Here is a 21,685-nt window from a genome sequence, read left to right as displayed (position 1 = left end):
AACTACCCGCATTTATGATTGAAAAAAATAACTACTTAACTTCTTTTAATTTTTTGTTGAAAAAATTTATACAACAAAATATAAAAACAAAAAAAATAAAAGACTACCATATTCCAGTGGAAGATTACAATTTTTTCAGTTTTTATAATATATTAAAAGATGATTTTGATATTGAAGCCATGGTAGTAAAACTGGAACATGAAGATCTGGAAGAGCTGCCTTTTCCTGCTATTGCATTCTTAAAAATCAATGGTGGTAGTTTTGCGCTGATTAATGATTATAAAGACGGAAAAGTATATTGGGAAAATAAAGAATTTGGAAAACAGATCAATACATTCAGTCTTTTCAAAAGAATAAGTGATACTGTATTTCTGATAGCGTAATAGATATACTTATCGAATCATATAAAAACAAAAGGTGAACATTATTTGTTCACCTTTTTATATTGTTGGATATGTTACAAGTTTTTATAATTCTTTTCTTAACCTTGCAACCGGAATATTAAGCTGTTCACGATATTTTGCAATCGTTCTTCTGGCAATATTATATCCCTGTTCTTTTAAAATGACAACCAAAGCATCATCTGTCAATGGTTTTCTCTTATTCTCTTTATTAATAACCTCCTGAAGATGAGTTTTGATTTCTTTAGTAGAAACCTCTTCACCATCATCATTAGTTAAACTATCTGAGAAAAGATCCTTGAGGTAAACAATACCGTTTGGAGTATCTGCATATTTACTTTTTACCACTCTTGAAATGGTAGAAATATCAAATCCGGTAATATCTGCTACATCCTTTAAGATCATTGGCTTCAGAGACTTCTCATCACCTGTAATAAAATAATCTTTCTGGAATTTAACAATGGCTGTAATCGTTTGCAATAAGGTATTCTGACGCTGATTGATTGCATCGATATACCATTTTGCAGCATCTAATTTTTGCTTGATAAACAAAGCAGCCTGTTTGTGCTCAGAAGAATTTTTATCGTGAGAATACGTTGTAAGAATGTCTTTATATTCTTCAGAAACTCTTAATGTAGGTGCATTTTTACTGTTAAGCATTGGAATAACCTGTCCATCTTTCACCTGAATCACAAAATCCGGAATAATTTCCTGGTTGATGGTGATCGTTTGAGTATCGAAGTTTCCTCCTACTTTTGGTGACAATTTTGAAATTTCGTCCAAAGCATCTTTCAGGTCATCTTCTTCAATATCATATTTCTGGATAATCTTGTTATAATGCTTATTCGTTAAAGCATCAAACTGGAATCTCAGGATATTGGCAGCTAAAGAAACAGCTTTATCAAAGCTTACTTTCTTTTCGATCTGTAATAACAGGCATTCCTGAAGTCCTCTGGCACCCACCCCAGGCGGATCCAGCTTCTGAACATAATTTTCAAGGATATCATCTACTTTTTCTTTTGTAGTATAAATTCCCTGTGAAAAAGCAAGATCATCTACAATCGATTTGATCTCTCTTCTCAGATATCCATCCGTATCAAGGTTCCCGATCAGGTATTCTGCAATCTTCAGATCTTCTTTACTGATATTGACCAGATGAATCTGTTCTGTAAGATAATCGTATAAGGACTGTCCTTCCGTTAAAAGACTTTCATTATCAAATTCTTCATCATCCGGAGAGTAGTTACTGGATGCAGTTTTATAGCTTGGTTCGTCGTCATAAAGATATTCGTTAACGTCGAAGTCTGTTTCAATGCTTTCTGTACCCTCATCCTGATAAGCGTCTTCCAGGGAAGAATACTCATCTTCCTTAGAATCCTCCTTGGCAATTTCCAAAGCAGGGTTTTCTTCTAACTCTCTCTCCAACTCCTCTTCAAATTCAAGAGTATGCAGCTGAATAAGCTTCATCAACTGGATCTGCTGAGGAGCCAGCTTCTGTCCTAATTTGAGTTGTAAGTGTTGTTTAAGCATATTAATATTGGCGTTTTAACATAACATATTCTACGAATTTAATAAATTTATTTGATAAAAAATACATTTAGCATGATTTTTGCTTTATACTTTTAATATAATAAACTATTGAAAAATAAAAAAAGCCTCATCTGATGATGAAGGCTTTTTTTTATTTTTCTAGAATTCAGCGCTTTTCGGTGTCCTAGGGAAAGGAATTACGTCTCTGATGTTCGTCATTCCTGTTACGAAAAGAACGAGTCTTTCTAATCCTAAACCAAAACCTGCATGGGGTACAGAACCGAATTTTCTGGTATCTAAATACCACCAAAGTTCGTGCTCATCTACATGCATATCTGCCATTTTCTGTTTTAAAACGTCTAATCTTGCTTCTCTTTCAGATCCACCGATGATTTCACCGATACCTGGGAAAAGAACATCCATTGCAGCTACCGTTTTGTTGTCTTCATTCAGCTTCATATAGAAAGCTTTGATCTCTTTTGGATAATCGAATAATACAACCGGGCACTCAAAATGTTTTTCAACCAAAAATCTTTCATGCTCAGACTGAAGATCTGTTCCCCAGCTTTCAACAGGGTAAGCAAATTTTCCTTTTTTGTTTTCCTTTGAGTTCATTAAAATCTCGATAGCTTCTGTATAGCTCACACGCTTGAAACGTTTAGCAATTACATTTTCAAGTTTCTCAATAAGACCTTCTTTAGCTCTTTCCTTTTCAGGTTTTGACTTTTGTTCTTCAGCAAAACGGTTGTCTAAGAACACCAGATCATCTTTACAGTGATCCAATACATATTGAATTACATATTTTAAGAAATCCTCTGCAAGATCGATGTTATCTTCAAGGTTGTTGAAAGCCACTTCCGGCTCAATCATCCAGAATTCTGCAAGGTGTCTTGTAGTGTTTGAGTTCTCTGCACGGAAAGTAGGCCCGAATGTATAGATTCTTCCTAATCCCATCGCTGCAGTTTCTCCTTCAAGCTGTCCTGAAACGGTAAGGTTGGTTTTTCTGCCAAAGAAATCCTGAGCAAAATCAATTTCGCCTTCTTCAGTTCTTGGCATATTATTCAGATCGAAGTTGGTAACTCCGAACATTTCTCCTGCTCCTTCAGCATCAGCTCCTGTAATAACTGGAGTATTGATATAGAAGAACTGGTTTTGGTTGAAGAATGAATGAACAGCAAAACTCACTGCGTGACGCACTCTGAAAACAGCTCCAAATAAATTGGTTCTGAATCTTAAGTGTGCCTGCTCACGAAGTTTCTCCAAGCTGTGTTTTTTAGGCTGAAGAATGGTGCTTTGAAGCTCTTCTGTAAAGTTATCTCCTAAAATAATAATCTTTTTAGCAACAATTTCTACAGATTGTCCTGCTCCCTGGCTTTCCACTACTTCACCTACAACTTTAAGAGAAGAAGCTGTGCTAATATTCTTGATAAGTTCTTCATCAAAATTTTCGAAATCAACAACTATCTGCAAATTATTAATCGTAGAACCATCATTAAGTGCAATAAAGCGATTAGCACGGAATGATCTTACCCATCCGTAAACTGTAATGTCATGATGTAATACTTTCTTGTAATCCTTTAGGATTTCTTTGATCGTTTGCTTTTTCATTTGTTGATAATAAATTTTTGTATAAAAATTAATGGTTGCAAAGTTACAAAAAAACGGCGCAACTTGATGATTGCGCCCTCTTTAAAAATCATTTATCAATTATTTACTATTTTAATTAAAGAAAATGGTCTTTTTTCGCTGCTTTCCGTTCTTGATTTTCAAGGCATGATAACAGCTCGGAACATCATATTGCCATTTCGGAAGGAATATAATAATCAGAATAACATCAAGATGGGAAATTAACCCCAGAATCACTGTTAAATTAAAAGCCCAGCCTGCTTCCTGAAAACCTATAAGATAAGTGAAGGCAAGCAGTAGGCTTAGTCCCCACATTTTAGATATAAAAGCGTGCGTACAGGTTTCTTTTCTAAACTTCCAGATACTTACAATATAACATGAGGCCTCCATGATAAAGATCAACAGAATGCTTTTCCATTCATTAATTATCACCTCCGGATTCAGGAAATAAGAAGCAAAGCCCAGAGATAACCAGAAGACAAGATCGGTCTGACTATCCAATCTTCTTAATTTTTCTGAAGAAACACCTGTTTTTCTGGCTATAATTCCATCAAAAATATCAGTAAACAATCCCAGATACATTAGGATCAGAATATATTTTCTGGCTGAATCTCCAACATAATATCCCAGATACAGAATAACAAAAGCTGAAATAAAACGGGATAAGATCAATAGATAAGGTATATTTTTCATGATATTTATTTTTAATTAATTCTTTTATATTTTTCTGCGTAATTGATGGTATATCCTGACCAGAAAAAGAGTAATAAGGCTCCATTGTTATCATAATAATCCTGAATAAGAAGGTTATGATCTTGTGTCAAACCTATTCTTGACTGAAAATTACGGCAGCCTCCAAACAAATAAGGAATTTCATCACAATGAGAAGTGAAGTTATCCAGTAAAAACAAACCATTCTTCAACTTAGCTTTATATTTAAAAGTATATCCAATAGTATTATCTTTCAAAAAAATGAATTGTACTTCATATATTTTATTTTTCGCTAGTGGTACTGATTTTATAATGAGTTTATCAAAATCCCTCACTTCTCCATTTTTCATAGCCAACATTTCTCCAACACTTCCTATTTTATCAGATTTTGTATTGTTATTCACAATATGTTCATAGCCTTTATATTCATATTGTCCATCAATCATCTGAACATTTTCTTTCTTAGCTCCAAAAGGTCATCCTGAATCATTTTTCTGCTGAAACTGACACAGGAATTCAGGCTCAATCCTATTGCTGTAAACACAATTAATACTAAATTTTTCATGGTTGATCATTGTTTTTTTGTTTCTTAAAATTCCAGTTGATAAAAGGCAATTTTCGTTTTCCGTTTTCATTCCATCCGCCGATCTGGATGCCCCGGAAATCTTTACAACTATTATAAAGTCCAATCTGAAGCCCTCTGCATTTTTGCCCTACATTGGCCAATGGAGCTACAGAAACCCCTTTTATTTCATGATGAAAATTGAGAATAGGAGAAAAAGCAACTCCATGAGTTACCGCATACGTATTGATATTACTGGAAACATTGATCTCCAACCCATTGGTAATCGTTGGTTCCATATTAATCAATGACAACTGAACTCCATTAATTTTATTCATTTTGTTTTCAGGAACAACTCCATAATCATTGTTTAAGCTCCATCGATCTGCACCAGGCAAATACACAATAAGTAAAGCAGGAAAGAAAAGTCCTAAAGGATTAAATCCCATTCCCAACCCATTGACTTTTTTGGGAATCATTTTTTCTTCCTGATCAAAATATTTAAACAGAAGCCCATTTACATTTTTGATATTTTTTGAAGGAGAAGCCGCAATGAATCTGTGCTTTAACGAATCAACACTTATCGTGTCTGAAGCATATATAAGACTACCGAATAAAAGCATTGGTATTAAAAAAAATTGTGCTTTCATAACTCATGATTTTAAAATTATAGCTCAAAATTATCAGCAGAAAACCCAGTATTAAATGTGAAAAAAAATTAAAAAAAATAGTAAATTTGTGAAAATCGCAAAAACATGCACCAAGAAGCATTATTAAAGGAAATCCGAAGAAGAATCGGTGATAAATCATTGAATGATGAGATTGCCAATATTCTTAATATTAGCTATGATGCTGCCCACAGAAGAACTTCCCTGAAAGCAAAATTCAGTTTTGAAGAAGCTCTGGAGTTGGCAAAATATTACCAGATCTCGTTAGATCAATTTCTCTCTTCAGATCATCAGATTTTGGTTAAAAAAACTTCTGCTGTTACTACAACAGAGGATCTCCAGTCTTTCTTTCAGAATAATCTGAGTGTTTTTGAAAACTTACCCATTTCTGATAAAATGACCATTTATTATTCGGCAAAGGATATTCCGTTTTTCTATACCCTTTCGGATACTTTACTTTCCCGTTTTAAGATTTATGTCTGGATGAATTTACTAAATGCCAAACAGGTTTTTATCCCTTTTCTACAGTTTTCTCCACCACAATTTGAAGCCGACACTCAAAAATTAAGAAGAATATATGAAGAGCAAAATGTTGCTGAATTATGGAATGATATGACAGTTTCCAGTATTTTACAACAAGTTTTATTTTATTACGAAACCGATCTTCTGAAAATAAACGAAGCACAAATTATTTTGCAGGAATTAAGAGAGTTGATAGAATACATCGAGCAAAAGACAGAAAACAATCCAAAGTTCCACTTATACGAAAATGAGTTGATGCATCTTTCCAATGACATTTTTTTCCATCACCCACAGCAGTCACTTTTTGCTTTGCCTACAAATATGTTTGGATATATCTTAATAAATGATGCTAAGACCTGCCAGGAAACGCTGAATTATTTTGAGCATCAGATTAAAAATTCAAAATCACTGAATACTTCAGGAAATCGTGACAGGAAAAAATTTTTTAATAAAATGTATGAACAGATTGACCAATTAAAACAAAATCTATCATGAAAAGTCTTTGTAACGGCGAATATTTTGGGGAAACCAATCAAAGGATCAATTTAGAAGGATTAACGATCACTGATACCGAATATACTCATCCTTAAGTGGACTGGCATTATCACGAAAATGCATACTTTACTTTTCTCCTTCAAGGTAATATGACAGAAAGAAACAAAAAAGAAACATACGGATGCTCAGCAGGAACATTATAGTATCATCATTGGGAAGATCCGCACTATAATATTAAACCAGAGGTTTCCACATTAAAATCACTCAAAATTGGTTTGAGCATTTTGATCTTCAGAAAAACAAGATTGAAGGCAGCTTCAATATAAAAAATCCGGCCTTCAAATTATTGGTTCAGCAGATTTTTAAAGAAACAAAAACCAATAGTACATCTTTTGAAATGGCGATCAGTCAGCTATTACTACACCTTTTCAGTTAATTAACCCAGGAGAGGGAAATCAAAGAAAGAAAGAAAACCGCTGTGGGTAGGTCAGATTAATGAGATTCTATATGAAAATGTTGTTGAAACCCTTAATCTGTCTGAGCTTTCTAAGGCGTTGAACATCCATCCTATTCATTTAAGCAGAGAATTTCATAAATATTTCCATTGCAATCTAGGAGAATATCTCCGGAAATTAAAAATTAATAAATCAATTGAACTTCTCAATTCGCATCTTCGTTGACAGATATTGCTCTGGAATGCGGTTTTGCAGATCAAAGTCATTTTACCCTGTATTTTAAAGAAAATATTGGAATCACACCATTGAAATTCAGAAAGCTACTGAAAGTTCGCTGAAATCTTTTCAAATAGAATGAGCATTCACGATTTGGATACATCATTCTCCGATTCGGCTACATTTTCATGAGTGTAAGTTTTCATCTTTGTACCATCATTTAAACAAAAAATATTTAAAAATGGAAACAAAAAAAGTATGGTTTGTGACAGGAGCTTCAAAGGGCTTGGGATTCGAATTGGTAAAAAAATTATTATCCGAAGGATATCTGGTTGCGGCTACCAGCCGTACCGTTGAATCTCTAATTTCCGCCTTTGGAAAAACATCTGAAAACTTCCTGCCACTTAATGTCAATATTAAAGACAACGATGACATAAAATCTGTGATCTCAAAAACAGTGGAACATTTCGGGCAAATCGATGTAGTAGTCAACAATGCAGGATACGGACAAATTGGAACTCTGGAAGAGCTTACTGATGAAGAGGCTAGAGAAAATTATGCAGTGAATGTTTTCGGAACATTAAATGTCATCAGAAATGCCCTTCCCTATCTTCGTGAGCAAAGATCAGGAAACATCTTCAATATTTCTTCTGTAGGTGGATATTCAGCAAATTTTCCGGGCTGGGGAATTTACTGTTCAACAAAATTTGCGGTTGCCGGATTTACAGAAGCATTGGCGGAAGAAGTAAAAGATTTTGGAATTCATGCTACAGTTGTTTACCCTGGATACTTCCGTACGGATTTCTTACATAAAGATTCTGTGAAAACCCCTTCAAATCCTATTCAGGCCTATGAAGCAGCGAGAATTTCTGAGCAGGCTCACCTTAATGAAATTAATGGTAACCAACCTAATGATCCCGTAAAGGCAGCTGATGTTCTGATTCAGATCAGTAAAGAGAAAAATCCTCCTGTTCATTTATTATTAGGCGTAGGAACAATGGAATTTCTCAATAATAAAATTGATATCTTAAAGAAAGATGCTGAAAAATGGGAGAAGCTGACTGTTTCAACAGCCATTTAATATCATCATGAAATCCTTCATCTTCGTTCATGCTGAGCGGAGTTGAAGATTTCTGAAACAATGCATTTATACTTTTCACAAAAAACAGTTAACTTAGCTATTATGAAAACACCCATCCGCTTTGATTCTATTGCAGATTTTCATGCTTTCTGTAATCTTCCAAATCCTGAGCACCCTCTGATCAGTCTGATAGATTACAGTAAAGTGCATTATATTGTAGAAGACAAAGAATTGAGATGGATTCAGAATTTTTATTCAATCGGATTAAAGAAAAATGTCCATCAAAAATTCAATTACGGGCAACAGCAGTATGATTTTGATTCGGGAGTACTGTGCTTCGTTTCACCACAACAATTTTTAAGTCTGGAAATAAGACAGAATATCCAGGTAGAGCCTACAGGATTTTTATTGCTGATTCACCCTGATTTTCTTTGGAATACCTCATTAACCAAAAAAATAAGATCATACGATTTCTTTAGTTATCAGGTGAAAGAAGCCCTTTTTCTTTCAGATAAAGAAGAAAATATCATGATTGAAATCTTTAAAAATATTGAACGTGAATATCAGTCAAACACAGATAGATTCACACAGGAACTGATTATTTCACAGATTGAATCATTACTGATTTATTCTGACCGTTTTTATGAACGTCAGTTTTTTACCCGAAAAAAATCAAGTCATGAATTGCTTTATAAATTTGAAGAGATTCTCTCCCAATATTTTGAAAACGGAAGCCTGATAGAAAATGGAATTCCCTCTGTGAAGTGTATCGCCGAACAAATGAATATTTCACCCAACTATCTTGGAACCTTACTTCGTCTTCATACACAACAAAACACACAGCAGCATATTCAGAATAAATTAATTGATTCAGCAAAAGAACGTTTAAGCACAACGAGTTTATCAGTGAGTGAAATTGCCTATGAACTCGGTTTTGAACATCCGCAGTCCTTCAGTAAACTCTTTAAACAGAAGACCAAGCAATCGCCTGGAGAATTCAGAAAATTGTTTAATTAAATTATTACCTGAAATAGGTAAATAGTTTATTCTTGGGAAGAAGAATAGAAAAATAAGATAGAAATTTATTCGTCTTTCTTAGAAGGAACTAGAAAAACGTCAATAAGACCTTCAGGAAGTACCATTTTGATCGTTCTTTCTTCTCGGTTAACTTCAAGAATCCAGTCTTTGATCATAGGGATTACTACTTCTTTTCCATCCAGATTGGTGATGAAATACACCTGTGCCGTCTGATCGTTTACAGATCTGATCACTCCACAGTTGTTATCATTTTCATCAAGAATTTCAAATCCAATGATTTCGTGGTAATAGAATTGTTTCCCTGTAAGTTTGGGAAGAGAAGCTAACGGAAGGTAAACATTTTTGCCTAAAGACTGGTCTACCATAGCTTCAGAAGAGTTTTTGAACGCAAGGTTCAGAGCATCTAATTTGCTCCATGATGATTTTGCAATAAAAAATGGAACCAATAATCCGTTGATTTCAACGAATATTGATTCCAATTTATTGTAAAGCTCAGGCTGGTCGGTATCCAATTTAAGGATAACGTTGCCCGCAAGTCCGTGTCTGCGTGTTATTTTCCCCAACAAATAGCAATCTTCTTTACGCATAACCGGAAATGTTCTTAAGCTTCAGTGTTTTCTTCAGTTTCAGCAGCAGCTTCTCCTTCTGTAGCAACTTCTTCAGCAGGTGCGTTTGCAGCTTCTTCAGCAGCTTTAGCATCAGCTTCAGCTTGTGCAGCAGCAGCAATTCTAGCTTCGTTTACTTTTACTTCAGCTTCTAAAGCAGCTTTCTTAGCATCAGATTTAGCAGTAGCTAAACCTTCTACTTTACCTTGTACTTTAGCATCTTTAGCTTCTACCCAAGCGTTGAATCTTTTCTCAGCTTCAGCTTCATCAAAAGCACCTTTAGCTACACCACCTTGTAAGTGTTTTTTGTAAAGAGCACCTTTGTAAGATAAAATAGCTCTAGCAGTATCAGTAGGCTGAGCACCGTTGTTTAACCACTGTACAGCAGAATCAACGTTCAACTCGATAGTTGCTGGATTAGTAATTGGGTTGTAAGTTCCTAGTTTCTCGATGAATCTACCATCTCTTCTAGCTCTAGAATCTGCAACCACGATGTGGAAAAAAGGTTTTCCTTTTTTACCGTGTCTTTGTAATCTGATTTTTACTGACATAATGTTTGAATTTTACGGGAACTCGTCCCAGTTAAATATTTAAGAGTGCAAAGATAGAATAAATTTTCCAATTAGATAATCTTAAATTGATATAATTTCATATTTTTTTCAAACCAACAAAATAAAAGGCAAAACAGTTGAAATAATAACAGAAATCAAAACAGCTAAAAATACAATGATGTTATCTCTGGTTTTCTTTGTAATCCATCTAATCACCAAATAATTTAAGATATAAATCGGTATAAGTAAAAAGAATGAAAATTCAGAAGTAAATGAAAGTATAGTATAAAGAAAAAGTAAACCATTAATAGAAGCTATAATAATTCCTAAAAGACTTCTATAAATCGTTTTTTTATCAATCCTGTCATTTTCTTTCACTCTTGAAAATTGATCAAATTTTTCAAGAATAAAAATTTTCAATTCCTCTTTATCCATCATTTCTGATGAAATATTGTTAAGAATAGAATAGATTGTTTCATCTTTCTGTACACTGTGATAAACTTCAAAAGCAACCCTACCCTTTTCTTTAATCAGAATTTTTCGGTTTTCAGCTTTACTTACAAATTCATTATAATCAAATTTTTGATTGATCACCTCACGCATCTCATTATTTATTGTGCCGGTATGATCCGTCATATGAAGATAGGCAACAATCAGATCTTCTTCATTATAATTACGGTAAATATTCTTCATCCATTATACTTCTCCCATATAGAAAAGTCCCAGACATTTCTGATTTTCTTCAATGGTAAGAGATTCTTTCAAATGATCAACAATTTTTGGAGAACTCCAGTAGCAACCAACATTATTTGCTGTACAGCTTAAATACATATTCTGAACCGCCATTGAAGTGGCCGCAATCTCTTCCCATTCAGGAACCATTCCACTGAAATTAACAACAATAGAAACCACTACATTAGCTTTATTAATTTTAAAGCCAATATCATTATATTTTTTCTCAAGGAAAAGTTGCTCAGGTTGAGTAGCCTTATAGATAGTCTGCATTTCTGAAGCCAATTTTGCTTTCTCTTCTCCTTTAAATATTTTGAAACGCCAAGGTTTAGTACGCTTATGATTGGGAGCCAAAGTTGCCGAATGTAAGATCTCATCAATAACCTCCTGAGAAATTTCTGCGTCAGTATAATCTTTTGGGAAGATACTTCTTCTTTGCTCTATTATTTCTTTTAAAACTTCTGCTTTCTTCATAGAGACAAAAATACGACATGTTAGTTAATTTACAGGAGAATGGGGAAAGATTTTGAGTCGGGGTTCGAGGTACGAGATTCGGGGTACAAGGTTTCGAGTGGTAAATGTGGTATTGGCTGAGAAATGATATCAGAGTCAATGGGAATGGGCAATTTGCTGCGCTTTTCAATTTTTGCAGACAACATTAATTCCCTATTCATTTGTGATGCTAAATTTACAATTGACAAATCTACAACACTTCCACTATTTTCTGATGAATTTTGTTCAAAGTAAATTCGTCACCGGCTTTCATTCCCATCATTTTTTTGGCCATGGGGCTTTCAGGAGAAATGGCATAAAACCGGTCACCTTCAAAGAAAAATTCACCTAACGACACAGAGATATAAAAACGAGCCTTATTCGTTATCACCAAAGAACCGATCTGAATACGATCTGTTGCAGTATTCAGAACTTTGCCCATGTTTCGTTTGAGATCATTTAAAGCACCCAACTGACGCTGCATCTGGTAGATTTCTTCCTGCATTTCTTCCCGCATACTGTCATATTTCGGTATTTTCTTGATATCACGACTGGCTTCCAGAGTAAATTCGATGAAGTTTTTAAGTTTCTCAATTTTTTCTGCAATGGTGTTTTTTACGAAGTCTCTAATGTCGCTTTTTTCAAATACAATCTTCTCCATAGAATCGTTTCTTTATATAAAGATAATATTTTAAAAATAATTTATACTTTTGAAATTATAAAAACTAAAATAGAATCATGTTTAAAAATCCTTTTGCTTTTGAAGGGAGAATCTCCAATAAAGAATATGCACTCACTTTATTGATTGATTTCGGAATTACAACAACACTTAAACTTTGTAAGGGAATAGTTCCTCCTTTATTATTATTAACCATTTCAATCTTTGTACTTATTCCAGGACTGCTTTTCCTGTTCGCACAGGGAACCAAAAGGTGTCACGATATGGGAGAAAGCGGCTGGTATCAGCTCATCCCTTTTTATGGTTTTCTGATGCTTATTAACGAAGGAGATACTGGAAAAAACAAATACGGAGAAGCTCCTATCCAATAAAAAAGCCTTGTACAATATTTACAAGGCTTCTTATTTATTTTTCTGATAATTTCTTCAGGTCATTCAGTCCCTGGCCGAACATTTTATCCATATTACTGTCCATCATAGGTTTCATGATCTTCATCATGGTATTCAACTCATTATCAATCATCCATGTTACTTTCGTTCCATTTCCTTCAGGAGTTAGTACAATTGCACTTTTGGCATTTCCTTCAAAAGGTTTTATAAAATGAAGCTGGGTACCCAGTTTTTCATTAGGAGCTATTTCTGTAATAGTTTGCTCACCTTCACTATCATCCCCTTTCCAGTGATAGGAATCACCCATTTTATCTCCTTCTCCGGAATAAGTGATCTTAATATTTTTTATTTCTTTTGAAAAAGGATCCCACATATTATATCCTTTTAAGGAGCCTGCATATTGCCATACTTTTTCCTTTGGGGCATTAATAACAACAGATTTTTCATAGTGATAATCTTTACTGAAAGCCAGCATGGCAATAACAGCATATACGATAACCAGCAAAAGAATAATGCCGATAAATTTTAAGAGTGTTTTCATAGTCTATTTATTTAAGGTTGTTTTATTTCAAAATGAGTCTCTCATCTGCTTTCAAAATTAAATATTCTGACATCATCCCCTCTTTGCATAGGACAAGATTATTTAAAGATAAGGCATTTTTGTCACACCTTGGCTTTTGGGCATTATTTTTGAGCATTTCAGCTGGGATTCCCTGATGAATCCTTACATTTACGTTTAACTAAAAATCGAAAAATGAATATTTTAACCGAAAAATTTAACACTCCATATCACTCAGCACCATTCGGTGACATTAAAAATGAAGATTATCTTCCAGCATTTAAGGAATTAATTCAAAAATCTGAGGAAGAAATCAATGCTATTGTTGACAATCCCGAAGCTCCTACTTTTGAGAATGTTATTGAAGCATTAGCCTATTCCGGCGAGCAATTGGATGTGGTTTCTAATATCTTTTTCAATTTAAATTCTGCAGAAACCAGCGATGAAATCCAACAGATTGCTCAGGAAGTTTCTCCGATTTTAACAGAATATTCTTCCAAAATTTCTCAGAACGAAGCGCTTTTCAACAAAATCAAAAAGGTTTATGATGAAAAGGAAAAATATACTCTTAATGAAGAGCAGAAAATGCTTTTAAATGAAACTTATAAAGGTTTTGTAAGAAGCGGTGCTCTTCTAAATGAAGAAGACAAAGAAAAGTTAAAAAAGATCAGCATGGATCTTTCAATAAAATCTCTTCAGTTCGGACAAAATGTACTGGCTTCTACTAATGCCTATTTCAAACATATTACGGATAAAGAACAATTAGCAGGAATTCCGGAAGCGATTATTGAACAGTTTGCTGAGGAAGCTAAAGAAAGAAATCTTGAAGGCTGGGTAGTAACTTTACAATATCCAAGCTATATTCCATTTATGACCTATGCTGAAAACCGTGAACTGAGAAAGGAACTGGCATTAGCAAATGGTAAAAAATCCTTTGATGGCGGAGAACACGACAATCAAAACCTCATCAAAGAACTTCTACAATTAAAACAACAGAAAGCTGAGCTTTTAGGATATAAAGACTATGCAGAATATGTGTTAGAAGAAAGAATGGCAAAATCTCCGGCAAAAGTTGTTGATTTTTTAAATGAACTTTTAACCAAAGCTACTCCTTACGCTGGCAAAGAAATTGATGAACTGAAATCTTTAGCAAAAGCAGATGGAATTGAAGATATGCAAAGCTATGATCATGCTTTCTATGCTGAAAAACTTCGTAAAGCAAAATATGATCTTAATGATGAAGAGCTGAAGCCTTATTTCCCATTAAACCAGGTTCAGGATGCTGTTTTTGGATTGGCTGGAAAACTATTCGGATTAACTTTTGAGGAAAGAAATGATATTCCGAAATACCACGAAGATGTAAAAGTGTACGAAGTAAAAGAAAACGGAAATTATAAATCTCTCCTTTATGTAGATTATTTCCCAAGAAAAGGGAAAAGAGCCGGAGCATGGATGACCAGCTATAAAAATCAATATAAACAGAACGGAGAAAACTCACGTCCACATATTTCTATTGTTTGTAACTTCAGCAAGCCGACAAAAGATACGCCTAGCTTATTAACATTTCAGGAGGTAACGACGTTATTCCACGAATTCGGACATGCGCTTCACGGAATGATGGCAGATACACAATACCCTACTTTATCCGGAACTTCCGTGAAATGGGATTTTGTGGAGTTACCCTCTCAGTTTTTGGAGAACTTCTGCTATGAGCCAGAATTTTTGAAAACTTTTGCGAAACATTATAAAACAGGAGAAGTTCTTCCTGACGAAAAAATTGAAAAAATCGAACAATCTAAAAACTTTATGGAAGGTTACCAGACGCTAAGACAATTAGGTTTCGGATTACTGGATATGAATTATCACACCAAAGTGGCAGAGCTGGAGAATGAAAGTGTAAAAGAGTTTGAAGATCGATACACTAAAGCGACAGCACTTTACCCTTCCAATCCTGAGACAGCAATGAGCCCAAGTTTCTCACACATTTTCCAGGGTGGTTATTCTGCAGGATATTATTCTTATAAATGGGCAGAAGTATTGGATGCTGATGCGTTCCAGTATTTTAAAGAAAATGGAATTTTCAATCCGGAAATTGCAGCCAAATATAAAGTACTTCTTTCTTCAGGAGGAACAAAAGATCCTATGGAACTGTATAAAGCCTTTAGAGGAAGTGAGCCTAAAGTGGAAAGCTTGCTGAAGAGGGCGTTTGGATAAAAAATAATATTGAAAACCATTAAGACTTAGTAAAGCTTAATGGTTTTTTTTATACCGAATCAATGGAAATAATCAGAGATATTGTCTGTCAAGTTTATTATGATGGAAAATCCTTTGAATTTGGATTACATTTTCAGCATTGAGAATAGGCCGGATGCTGAAACAAAGTATCAATATTAATTTTCTTTATTATATATTTTTTATAGTTTCGCACCTTAAAAACAATTATGAAAACTATATTATTTTTATTCCTTTTTATTTCGAATTTCGTCTATTCACAAGTTACCATCAGAAACGAAAGCTTAGTTGAAAAACCTTATTATAAACCAAAGGCTTTTGACAGTTTAAGCAACATTCAACTACAGCAAAGATTTGTGGATTATAAACAATATGTAGGATATAAAGTATTTTATAAACCCCAGTCAAAGAAATACAAATCTTCTAGCAGTATGAATTACCTGGATATTTTATCCGATGCAGATGGAAAATACTTTACCATTTTGGATATTACTGCAAGAGATAAATATTCCAGTAATCGACATTATAAAAAACTGGAAGATATGCCTTCGGATGTTCTTAAAAATAGTGCAGAATTGAAGGTAAAACTAAAAGATGATAAAACCGGAGATTCTTTATATTGGCATGTAGATATGGCAAGCTCTATTCAAAATTATCCTTTTCTTCTCGTTCCTTATTTTGAAAAAGCTAAAAAAGATTTTGTAGGACAAAACTTGGTTGCTAAAAAATACATTTCAGAATTAATTGACAGTAAAACGGGAAAAGTTCTGGATATTGAACCTAAACAAATATGGTTTTGTGAAGATTTAAGCTTAACTGAAACTTCTAATCAAAAATATTTAACACCTCTTTTTTATCTTACGAATAAAAACTATTCAGTAGTATTAGACATCGACAAATTACGCAGTTCTTTCATTACTGAAGCCCAATACAATAAAATTCAGGAGGAGAAAAAATTAGCAGAAGCTCAAAAGATGAAGCAGGAAAAAGCAGATGAGCAAAAACGTATTGCAGAAGATAAAAAATCCAAACAAATATACATCAACAAGTATGGTGCAAAATTCGGAAGTATGATTGCTGACCATAGAGTTGCCATAGGAATGAGTATGGAAATGTGTAGAATTGCATGGGGAGAACCTTTGGATATCAACAGAATTACCATGAAAGGATACGCTCATGAACAATGGGTTTATGGTTTTGGAACCTATCTGTATTTCAATAATGGAATCTTATCTACAATACAGGATTAAAAACATCTCAAAGTCATCCCAATTTTACAATTGAAATTGTCTGCTATAAATGAAATTTTTATCAGATATTCCGGCCTGCTACACTGGAAACCACAACTGAAAGAAGGGATTATACGGAAGAAAAATAATTCAGTAATTTTAAATCATGAATACAATAACAAAAAGACTAGAAAACGTAAAAAAGCTCCAGGCGAAAAGATGGGAAAATGATGACCATTGGGATGCTCTAAACGATCTTCTGGTTAAAGAACTAGATGAAATTCTACTTATTGAACCGGAGAATACCTCTGCACTCATCAACATTGGGGCAATTTATTCTGATATAGGAGAAAATGAGAAGGCATTGGATTATTTAAAAACAGCTTTAAAATTAGGTTCTGAGGATAAAAATCTTTTTGTAAATCTAGCCATTGTGATGGTTTATATGGAAAAACATCAGTCAGAATATTTAGAATATCTTGAAGAAGCTGAAGAAAAAGTGGAGAACCCACTTACTTTTAAAGCCTATTTTGATCCTCAAGCTCAATAAATGTCTTTGTGGTATCTTTTTAATTATGACAGAAAAATTAAATACATTAGAAACAGCTTTTAATTATGCATTAAAAGCTGCTCTTCACCATATTGATTCAGAAAAGATTGATAAAATCCTGGACAACAGAGATTCCTCAGAGTTTTCTGATGCTTGGATGAAAGCTTATCAAACTGTGGATGGAAAAGAAATAGATGAAGAAACTGAAGATGCTATTACGCAATTCCGAAAAGAAATTTTCATCTCTATTTTCAAAGCTACAGGCTCATCTGAATTACCCGCTTATATTTCAGATGACTTTGGATTAATATCGTCTTATTATATCCATGATCTTGAAAATACTTGGGTAACCGATTTGCTGTTTACTTATCTTAATCATCAGATTCCTCAGGGAGAGCTGATGAAAACGGATAAAACATTGAAAGAATTAATTTCATAAAAAAAGCAAAATAATAAGGAATGAACACCATTGAACAACTTTATCAATCATTAGATCAGCGCCGCCGCCCCGAAGATGTTGCGGAAATGATCGTTGAATTAATGAGAGGACAATTAGCTATTCATGAACTGGCTTCCAAACAGTTCAAAGGACGGTCATTTATGGATACTTTACAGCATCTGCCAACTCAATAGGATTATTATTATTTTTTATAAACTTTTGTTTAAATTCAGTAAGCTGCTTAAAGTTAGGGGTTATTACTCTTCCTGACTCATCCACAACCTTCATTACTGCTTTTCCTGCTTTGAGTTCCTTGTAAGGATCATTATAATAATCCAAATAAAGTTTGTTTAATTGTTTTTGAGTAACCGGAATGAAATCGTTTTCCATATTAACTTCTCCATTATCTTTTTTAAGTTCAGTCATTGTAAAAATATAATTATATCCTGAATCTCTCATGTCTACTATAAGACCAGGCAAAGAGTTAAAAACATAAGGTCCTTCCTGAAAAGGAATTTCTTTAGCAAACCAGGCTGTCCAGTCTCTCCCCTTATAATGTAAAGTAGCTTTTTGGCAGTTTACATTATCAATATTTTTTGTTTCTTCTGTAATTTTCCAATCTAATTTAGGCCAGTCTTCTTTCAGAGAATACCTGTCCAACCCAATTATATAATATTTCTCTATTTTATTCTCTTTTTTGTTTTTTGTTATCAAAAAATCAAAATCCGTTGATTTTGTCCGAACATCTACATTATGAAGTGCTAACGAATCTATATGATACAAATCGTAAGAGTAAAATTTCGAAATTTCATCTTTGACATCTAATAGCATCTTTTTATTTACTGATTCATTTTTTGTAGAATCTACTTTGTATGTCATCTGATAATAAGTTCTAAATGTCTGTCCCTGAAAAGCAGCAAAGCAGGATAAAATAAAAAGGAAAGTTAAAATATTTTTTTTCATAAAGCTTTTTAATTAAGAGGTTCTACATATCCATCCCATAATAAATTATTATTTTCAAAGAACATATCATTAATTTCTTTGTTAAACATTTTATAGTCGGGATCTTTAGGATAGTTAGGATTATTTATTGCTACAAACCTTATCACTCCACCATCTACTTTTTTGAACAAATCAAAAACCTGAAATTTTTCGAAAGGGTAACAAGAAAAAACTTGGTTTAGGTCTTCTTTATGTGGTATTTCAGAATATCTTTTTTTCACTTCCTCAATAGAAACTCCTTTATAATAAAAGCCTAAAATATTTGAAAATGTAGGCTGATAAGTATACATAAATAAAAACTGCTCTGTATAATTTTGTGGGATACTATGATATAGCAATTTTTTCATTTCTGAAGAAGTGAAATATATATATTGTTTATTTACTTTGTTATATACATAATCCCCATAAGTATAAAAATCTAATTGATTTTTGCCTTGATCAAAGTATAGCTTAAACTTCCAGTATGAGTGCTTGTCAGATTCTACTCTTTGCTCTTTTAAAAAATAAAAATTTTGACAACTCGTTAAGCAGAATAAAGCCAATATAATTATATATTTAATAAATCCATTCATTAGTGTGAATATTATAATTACAATTTACGAAATATTCTTCTTTTTCCTGGTCATATTCTGGAATAAAACTAGCAGTACAGGCATATCTTAATTCACAGTTCTTACATGGGTTAATTTTATTCCTATTTAAATTCCATAATTCGGAGAGGATTAATAAACTTCTGTCAATTTCATCCTTAGAGCCTAAAAATGAGCCATAGTCTTTTTTATCTGTACCATTTAACCTTATTCTCCCCAAATAATCTACGAGGATAGTTTTATATAAGCCGAGATTATATTTTTTTGCTGTCAGAAATGCTCTATGATTGATAGCTATTGTATCAATACTCGATTTGGGTACAAATAAACTATTCTCATTTTGCTTTAAATAATATAAATTTATTCTACCATAGTTATCTTCCTTAGAATAGGGAGATTGATAGAAATAAATACTTTTTAATCTTTGTTCTTTTAATACTCTAGACGTAGTAAAATTTTTCTGGTAAGGCAATGATACAGATAAATCTATAACACATGATTTTTGAAGAGAATTTAGTAAATTATGAATTTCTTGCACGTCCATATCAGGCGAAAAATGTAAATGTAAACGTTTAACTCCCAAATAATCAACCCTATCCGAAATATGTTGTGCTTCTTTTATCAAATCATCTGATAAAAGAATTGTAGCAAATTCAATTTTTGAAACATCATCATTAAAACAATCATCTGAAAGATTTGGAAAATGGTCTTCATTTGCAAAAAAAATAAACTCTTTTTCAATCAGAAATTCTATATATTCCTGCGCAATTTCATCATCTTTCCATTCTTCTATAATACTCACTACAGTTTTGGAATGAATATTATGAATAAAATCAATAATAGAATTAGGAACCCGTTCAATATCATCCCTTTGCAAATCGTAAATAGCCCCTAATTGAATGCCTTTCACTGGGATACAACATGCAAAAAAAAAACATCTTTTATTAATATCAAGGTTTAGGTGGGTTAATTCCATCTTTATAAGATTTTAAACAAAAAATTTCTGACTGATACTTTTTAGCCTCAATTTTTCTTAGTGACTGTGTTACTAATTTTTTATTCTCGGTAACCTGAGCAAAAATAGCAGGAAATAATTCTTTTTTATGCGGGTTAAGTTCCTGTAGTAAGCTTTTATTCATCATTCATTCTTTTTAACTGTTTTGCCAGTTCATAATGCAGGTTATAGTTACAATGGTAAGATGTCATTCTAAATTGTCCAGAGGGATTAATTTCTAAAAAATAATATTCCCCATCTATCCCTTTTATAATATCAATAGAACCTGTATCTATGTGGCATGTTTTCATTAGTTGGCAAATTTTGTTATTTAAATCTTCAGGTAATTGGTAAGGGATAAATCGATTCGGTTTATTCTGGTTATAATTCCTGAAATCTACAGAAGTTTGCTTATCATTTTGAGAAAATACAGCCATAGGATAATTTTTCCCATTTAAATGGAAAACCCGAAGTTCATATTCTTTATAAATATGCTGCTGAAATAGGCTTGGAAAAAAGAAAATTATAGAATTATTATATTCTACTGTCATTAGAGGAAAGTTTTTTTGATTATGGCTAATTACAGTTCCTTCATTAATAGACTTGGTTATCCAATCTTTCTCCCCAGTATAAAAATTATTTGCAATTACTGTGGAAGGAATTTTTAGTCCTATATTGCTTGCAATAGTCAACATTTCAATTTTATTCAATCTGCTGATATTAGAATGATGATTTATCCATTTTTTATCATTCAAAAAATATAGGATCGTTTTTAAAATACCAGAATACTCTGAGTGTAAATATTGGAACATTTCGTTTGAAATATTCTCATTAAGTAAATCTTTATATTTATTAAAATTACCCCATTTTCTATACCATACTACTTTAACCTGGCTCAAATCTACGCTCCCAATTAATTCATTCTCAACAGTTAAAGAAGTAGGAGAAGAAATTTTATAATATATTCTTGTTGTTCCATTAAAAATATCGATATCGTTGATACGAATACAGATTTCCCCCATATTCGCTAAATGTTCCATAACAACATTGGTATCGTCATCATGGGTAGTAGATAAAATTAAAATCATAATTAAAAAAAGGCTTCCCCATATAGAAGAAGCCATAATTAAAGTCCTATACTAGCATCCATCAGATGCGCCAGAAGGAATAACTACTGATGCTAAAACATAAGGATCGTTAGCAGTTCCGGTACCACTACATACACCATCAGGAAGCCTTTTGCCTCCTTGAATCTGTTTTAGGCTACCTGTGTTAAGTACTTTACCATTTTTTAATGATGTTAATTTTTTCATAATTGATTTTGTTTATAAGTTAAA

General features: G+C 33.0%; 29 protein-coding genes. 11 read left to right on the top strand and 18 right to left on the bottom strand.

What is annotated here, in order from left to right:
* Nucleotides 1-14: 14 nt before the first annotated feature.
* Nucleotides 15-383, top strand: a complete 369-nt coding sequence (locus GTR01_RS02960; RefSeq protein ID WP_160136369.1) for a cysteine peptidase family C39 domain-containing protein — start codon at nt 15-17, stop codon at nt 381-383.
* An 84-nt stretch (nt 384-467) separates the two neighbouring features.
* On the opposite strand, the gene rpoN is transcribed toward GTR01_RS02960, so the two are convergent.
* The 6 genes from rpoN to GTR01_RS02935 form a co-directional block, all read right to left on the bottom strand.
* Nucleotides 468-1,931, bottom strand: a complete 1,464-nt coding sequence (rpoN, locus tag GTR01_RS02955; protein WP_160136368.1) for an RNA polymerase factor sigma-54 — start codon at nt 1,929-1,931, stop codon at nt 468-470.
* A gap of 159 nt (nt 1,932-2,090) precedes the next feature.
* The gene (gene asnS, locus GTR01_RS02950; protein WP_160136367.1) at nt 2,091-3,539 is read right to left on the bottom strand and encodes an asparagine--tRNA ligase; all 1,449 of its coding nucleotides are present in this window, start codon (nt 3,537-3,539) and stop codon (nt 2,091-2,093) included.
* Between the two features lie 111 nt (nt 3,540-3,650).
* Nucleotides 3,651-4,250, bottom strand: coding sequence for a CDP-alcohol phosphatidyltransferase family protein (locus GTR01_RS02945; protein WP_160136366.1), 600 nt, complete (start codon nt 4,248-4,250; stop codon nt 3,651-3,653).
* 11 nt (nt 4,251-4,261) lie between these two features.
* Nucleotides 4,262-4,714, bottom strand: coding sequence for a hypothetical protein (locus tag GTR01_RS02940; protein ID WP_228452140.1), 453 nt, complete (start codon nt 4,712-4,714; stop codon nt 4,262-4,264).
* Nucleotides 4,711-4,833 carry a hypothetical protein gene (locus GTR01_RS24740; protein ID WP_262885739.1) on the bottom strand — a complete coding sequence of 41 codons (123 nt, stop codon included), beginning with the start codon at nt 4,831-4,833 and terminating at the stop codon, nt 4,711-4,713. Before GTR01_RS24740 ends, GTR01_RS02940 begins: the two co-directional genes overlap by 4 nt.
* Nucleotides 4,830-5,480: an LA_2272 family surface repeat-containing protein gene (locus GTR01_RS02935; RefSeq protein WP_160136365.1), complete on the bottom strand. Its 651-nt coding sequence runs from the start codon at nt 5,478-5,480 to the stop codon at nt 4,830-4,832. Before GTR01_RS02935 ends, GTR01_RS24740 begins: the two co-directional genes overlap by 4 nt.
* Before the next feature lie 105 nt (nt 5,481-5,585).
* Here GTR01_RS02935 and GTR01_RS02930 point away from each other — a divergent pair, with 105 nt between their 5' ends.
* From GTR01_RS02930 to GTR01_RS02915, 4 genes are all read left to right on the top strand, one after another.
* Complete coding sequence (locus tag GTR01_RS02930; protein WP_160136364.1) at nt 5,586-6,515, top strand: XRE family transcriptional regulator; 930 nt, start codon at nt 5,586-5,588, stop codon at nt 6,513-6,515.
* A gap of 676 nt (nt 6,516-7,191) precedes the next feature.
* Nucleotides 7,192-7,308, top strand: coding sequence for a helix-turn-helix domain-containing protein (locus GTR01_RS02925; protein WP_160136363.1), 117 nt, complete (start codon nt 7,192-7,194; stop codon nt 7,306-7,308).
* Between the two features lie 119 nt (nt 7,309-7,427).
* Nucleotides 7,428-8,267: an SDR family NAD(P)-dependent oxidoreductase gene (locus GTR01_RS02920; RefSeq protein ID WP_160136362.1), complete on the top strand. Its 840-nt coding sequence runs from the start codon at nt 7,428-7,430 to the stop codon at nt 8,265-8,267.
* A gap of 102 nt (nt 8,268-8,369) precedes the next feature.
* Complete coding sequence (locus tag GTR01_RS02915) at nt 8,370-9,284, top strand: helix-turn-helix domain-containing protein (RefSeq protein WP_160136361.1); 915 nt, start codon at nt 8,370-8,372, stop codon at nt 9,282-9,284.
* A 65-nt stretch (nt 9,285-9,349) separates the two neighbouring features.
* On the opposite strand, the gene rimM is transcribed toward GTR01_RS02915, so the two are convergent.
* The 5 genes from rimM to GTR01_RS02890 all read right to left on the bottom strand — a co-directional run bounded on the left by rimM (nt 9,350) and on the right by GTR01_RS02890 (nt 12,346).
* Nucleotides 9,350-9,892, bottom strand: coding sequence for a ribosome maturation factor RimM (gene rimM, locus GTR01_RS02910; protein WP_160136360.1), 543 nt, complete (start codon nt 9,890-9,892; stop codon nt 9,350-9,352).
* A gap of 14 nt (nt 9,893-9,906) precedes the next feature.
* Complete coding sequence (locus tag GTR01_RS02905) at nt 9,907-10,461, bottom strand: 30S ribosomal protein S16 (protein WP_160136359.1); 555 nt, start codon at nt 10,459-10,461, stop codon at nt 9,907-9,909.
* A 108-nt stretch (nt 10,462-10,569) separates the two neighbouring features.
* Nucleotides 10,570-11,154, bottom strand: coding sequence for a hypothetical protein (locus GTR01_RS02900; RefSeq protein ID WP_160136358.1), 585 nt, complete (start codon nt 11,152-11,154; stop codon nt 10,570-10,572).
* Between the two features lie 3 nt (nt 11,155-11,157).
* Nucleotides 11,158-11,667, bottom strand: a complete 510-nt coding sequence (locus GTR01_RS02895) for a nitroreductase (protein ID WP_160136357.1) — start codon at nt 11,665-11,667, stop codon at nt 11,158-11,160.
* 229 nt (nt 11,668-11,896) lie between these two features.
* A complete protein-coding gene (locus GTR01_RS02890) occupies nt 11,897-12,346 on the bottom strand; it encodes a GreA/GreB family elongation factor (RefSeq protein WP_160136356.1) in 450 nt (149 codons plus the stop codon).
* A gap of 77 nt (nt 12,347-12,423) precedes the next feature.
* On the opposite strand from GTR01_RS02890, the gene GTR01_RS02885 reads away from it, so the two are divergent.
* Nucleotides 12,424-12,735, top strand: a complete 312-nt coding sequence (locus tag GTR01_RS02885; protein WP_160136355.1) for a DUF805 domain-containing protein — start codon at nt 12,424-12,426, stop codon at nt 12,733-12,735.
* A 34-nt stretch (nt 12,736-12,769) separates the two neighbouring features.
* On the opposite strand, the gene GTR01_RS02880 is transcribed toward GTR01_RS02885, so the two are convergent.
* Complete coding sequence (locus tag GTR01_RS02880; RefSeq protein WP_160136354.1) at nt 12,770-13,294, bottom strand: SRPBCC family protein; 525 nt, start codon at nt 13,292-13,294, stop codon at nt 12,770-12,772.
* Nucleotides 13,295-13,507: 213 nt separating this feature from the next.
* Between GTR01_RS02880 and GTR01_RS02875 the strand changes: the two genes are divergently transcribed.
* The 5 genes from GTR01_RS02875 to GTR01_RS02855 all read left to right on the top strand — a co-directional run bounded on the left by GTR01_RS02875 (nt 13,508) and on the right by GTR01_RS02855 (nt 17,956).
* A complete protein-coding gene (locus tag GTR01_RS02875) occupies nt 13,508-15,526 on the top strand; it encodes a M3 family metallopeptidase (protein WP_160136353.1) in 2,019 nt (672 codons plus the stop codon).
* A gap of 227 nt (nt 15,527-15,753) precedes the next feature.
* A complete protein-coding gene (locus GTR01_RS02870; protein ID WP_160136352.1) occupies nt 15,754-16,794 on the top strand; it encodes a hypothetical protein in 1,041 nt (346 codons plus the stop codon).
* Between the two features lie 145 nt (nt 16,795-16,939).
* Nucleotides 16,940-17,323 carry a tetratricopeptide repeat protein gene (locus tag GTR01_RS02865; RefSeq protein ID WP_160136351.1) on the top strand — a complete coding sequence of 128 codons (384 nt, stop codon included), beginning with the start codon at nt 16,940-16,942 and terminating at the stop codon, nt 17,321-17,323.
* 25 nt (nt 17,324-17,348) lie between these two features.
* Nucleotides 17,349-17,762 carry a hypothetical protein gene (locus GTR01_RS02860; protein WP_160136350.1) on the top strand — a complete coding sequence of 138 codons (414 nt, stop codon included), beginning with the start codon at nt 17,349-17,351 and terminating at the stop codon, nt 17,760-17,762.
* Nucleotides 17,763-17,782: 20 nt separating this feature from the next.
* On the top strand, nt 17,783-17,956 hold the full coding sequence (locus GTR01_RS02855; RefSeq protein WP_160136349.1) for a hypothetical protein: 174 nt from the start codon (nt 17,783-17,785) through the stop codon (nt 17,954-17,956).
* Here GTR01_RS02855 and GTR01_RS02850 read toward each other — a convergent pair.
* Genes GTR01_RS02850 through GTR01_RS02825 form a run of 6 tightly spaced genes read right to left on the bottom strand, consistent with a single transcriptional unit; the run spans nt 17,922 to nt 21,661 of the window.
* The gene (locus GTR01_RS02850) at nt 17,922-18,725 is read right to left on the bottom strand and encodes a GLPGLI family protein (protein WP_160136348.1); all 804 of its coding nucleotides are present in this window, start codon (nt 18,723-18,725) and stop codon (nt 17,922-17,924) included. The genes GTR01_RS02855 and GTR01_RS02850 overlap by 35 nt on opposite strands.
* A gap of 8 nt (nt 18,726-18,733) precedes the next feature.
* Nucleotides 18,734-19,336 carry a hypothetical protein gene (locus tag GTR01_RS02845; protein ID WP_160136347.1) on the bottom strand — a complete coding sequence of 201 codons (603 nt, stop codon included), beginning with the start codon at nt 19,334-19,336 and terminating at the stop codon, nt 18,734-18,736.
* Nucleotides 19,320-20,330: a hypothetical protein gene (locus tag GTR01_RS02840; RefSeq protein ID WP_160136346.1), complete on the bottom strand. Its 1,011-nt coding sequence runs from the start codon at nt 20,328-20,330 to the stop codon at nt 19,320-19,322. The genes GTR01_RS02845 and GTR01_RS02840 overlap by 17 nt, the downstream gene beginning before the upstream one ends.
* Nucleotides 20,305-20,493 carry a hypothetical protein gene (locus GTR01_RS02835; RefSeq protein WP_160136345.1) on the bottom strand — a complete coding sequence of 63 codons (189 nt, stop codon included), beginning with the start codon at nt 20,491-20,493 and terminating at the stop codon, nt 20,305-20,307. Before GTR01_RS02835 ends, GTR01_RS02840 begins: the two co-directional genes overlap by 26 nt.
* Nucleotides 20,486-21,472 carry a grasp-with-spasm system ATP-grasp peptide maturase gene (gene gwsG, locus GTR01_RS02830; protein ID WP_160136344.1) on the bottom strand — a complete coding sequence of 329 codons (987 nt, stop codon included), beginning with the start codon at nt 21,470-21,472 and terminating at the stop codon, nt 20,486-20,488. The genes GTR01_RS02835 and gwsG overlap by 8 nt, the downstream gene beginning before the upstream one ends.
* A gap of 15 nt (nt 21,473-21,487) precedes the next feature.
* A complete protein-coding gene (locus GTR01_RS02825) occupies nt 21,488-21,661 on the bottom strand; it encodes a hypothetical protein (protein ID WP_160136343.1) in 174 nt (57 codons plus the stop codon).
* Nucleotides 21,662-21,685 lie beyond the last annotated feature (24 nt).

This window comes from Chryseobacterium sp. c4a (genome assembly GCF_009900745.1).
Lineage (GTDB): Bacteria > Bacteroidota > Bacteroidia > Flavobacteriales > Weeksellaceae > Chryseobacterium.
Note: the sequence above shows the minus strand (reverse complement) of the source record. Positions and strands in the feature narration are given on the sequence as shown.

Coding starts and splice junctions, on each gene's coding strand:
- GTR01_RS02960 (WP_160136369.1), top strand. CDS start 15: ATGATTGAAAAAAATAACTACTTAACTTCTTTTAATTTTTTGTTGAAA.
- rpoN (WP_160136368.1), bottom strand. CDS start 1,931: ATGCTTAAACAACACTTACAACTCAAATTAGGACAGAAGCTGGCTCCT.
- asnS (WP_160136367.1), bottom strand. CDS start 3,539: ATGAAAAAGCAAACGATCAAAGAAATCCTAAAGGATTACAAGAAAGTA.
- GTR01_RS02945 (WP_160136366.1), bottom strand. CDS start 4,250: ATGAAAAATATACCTTATCTATTGATCTTATCCCGTTTTATTTCAGCT.
- GTR01_RS02940 (WP_228452140.1), bottom strand. CDS start 4,714: ATGATTGATGGACAATATGAATATAAAGGCTATGAACATATTGTGAAT.
- GTR01_RS24740 (WP_262885739.1), bottom strand. CDS start 4,833: ATGAAAAATTTAGTATTAATTGTGTTTACAGCAATAGGATTGAGCCTG.
- GTR01_RS02935 (WP_160136365.1), bottom strand. CDS start 5,480: ATGAAAGCACAATTTTTTTTAATACCAATGCTTTTATTCGGTAGTCTT.
- GTR01_RS02930 (WP_160136364.1), top strand. CDS start 5,586: ATGCACCAAGAAGCATTATTAAAGGAAATCCGAAGAAGAATCGGTGAT.
- GTR01_RS02920 (WP_160136362.1), top strand. CDS start 7,428: ATGGAAACAAAAAAAGTATGGTTTGTGACAGGAGCTTCAAAGGGCTTG.
- GTR01_RS02915 (WP_160136361.1), top strand. CDS start 8,370: ATGAAAACACCCATCCGCTTTGATTCTATTGCAGATTTTCATGCTTTC.
- rimM (WP_160136360.1), bottom strand. CDS start 9,892: ATGCGTAAAGAAGATTGCTATTTGTTGGGGAAAATAACACGCAGACAC.
- GTR01_RS02905 (WP_160136359.1), bottom strand. CDS start 10,461: ATGTCAGTAAAAATCAGATTACAAAGACACGGTAAAAAAGGAAAACCT.
- GTR01_RS02900 (WP_160136358.1), bottom strand. CDS start 11,154: ATGAAGAATATTTACCGTAATTATAATGAAGAAGATCTGATTGTTGCC.
- GTR01_RS02895 (WP_160136357.1), bottom strand. CDS start 11,667: ATGAAGAAAGCAGAAGTTTTAAAAGAAATAATAGAGCAAAGAAGAAGT.
- GTR01_RS02890 (WP_160136356.1), bottom strand. CDS start 12,346: ATGGAGAAGATTGTATTTGAAAAAAGCGACATTAGAGACTTCGTAAAA.
- GTR01_RS02885 (WP_160136355.1), top strand. CDS start 12,424: ATGTTTAAAAATCCTTTTGCTTTTGAAGGGAGAATCTCCAATAAAGAA.
- GTR01_RS02880 (WP_160136354.1), bottom strand. CDS start 13,294: ATGAAAACACTCTTAAAATTTATCGGCATTATTCTTTTGCTGGTTATC.
- GTR01_RS02875 (WP_160136353.1), top strand. CDS start 13,508: ATGAATATTTTAACCGAAAAATTTAACACTCCATATCACTCAGCACCA.
- GTR01_RS02870 (WP_160136352.1), top strand. CDS start 15,754: ATGAAAACTATATTATTTTTATTCCTTTTTATTTCGAATTTCGTCTAT.
- GTR01_RS02865 (WP_160136351.1), top strand. CDS start 16,940: ATGAATACAATAACAAAAAGACTAGAAAACGTAAAAAAGCTCCAGGCG.
- GTR01_RS02860 (WP_160136350.1), top strand. CDS start 17,349: ATGACAGAAAAATTAAATACATTAGAAACAGCTTTTAATTATGCATTA.
- GTR01_RS02855 (WP_160136349.1), top strand. CDS start 17,783: ATGAACACCATTGAACAACTTTATCAATCATTAGATCAGCGCCGCCGC.
- GTR01_RS02850 (WP_160136348.1), bottom strand. CDS start 18,725: ATGAAAAAAAATATTTTAACTTTCCTTTTTATTTTATCCTGCTTTGCT.
- GTR01_RS02845 (WP_160136347.1), bottom strand. CDS start 19,336: ATGAATGGATTTATTAAATATATAATTATATTGGCTTTATTCTGCTTA.
- GTR01_RS02840 (WP_160136346.1), bottom strand. CDS start 20,330: ATGGAATTAACCCACCTAAACCTTGATATTAATAAAAGATGTTTTTTT.
- GTR01_RS02835 (WP_160136345.1), bottom strand. CDS start 20,493: ATGAATAAAAGCTTACTACAGGAACTTAACCCGCATAAAAAAGAATTA.
- gwsG (WP_160136344.1), bottom strand. CDS start 21,472: ATGGCTTCTTCTATATGGGGAAGCCTTTTTTTAATTATGATTTTAATT.
- GTR01_RS02825 (WP_160136343.1), bottom strand. CDS start 21,661: ATGAAAAAATTAACATCATTAAAAAATGGTAAAGTACTTAACACAGGT.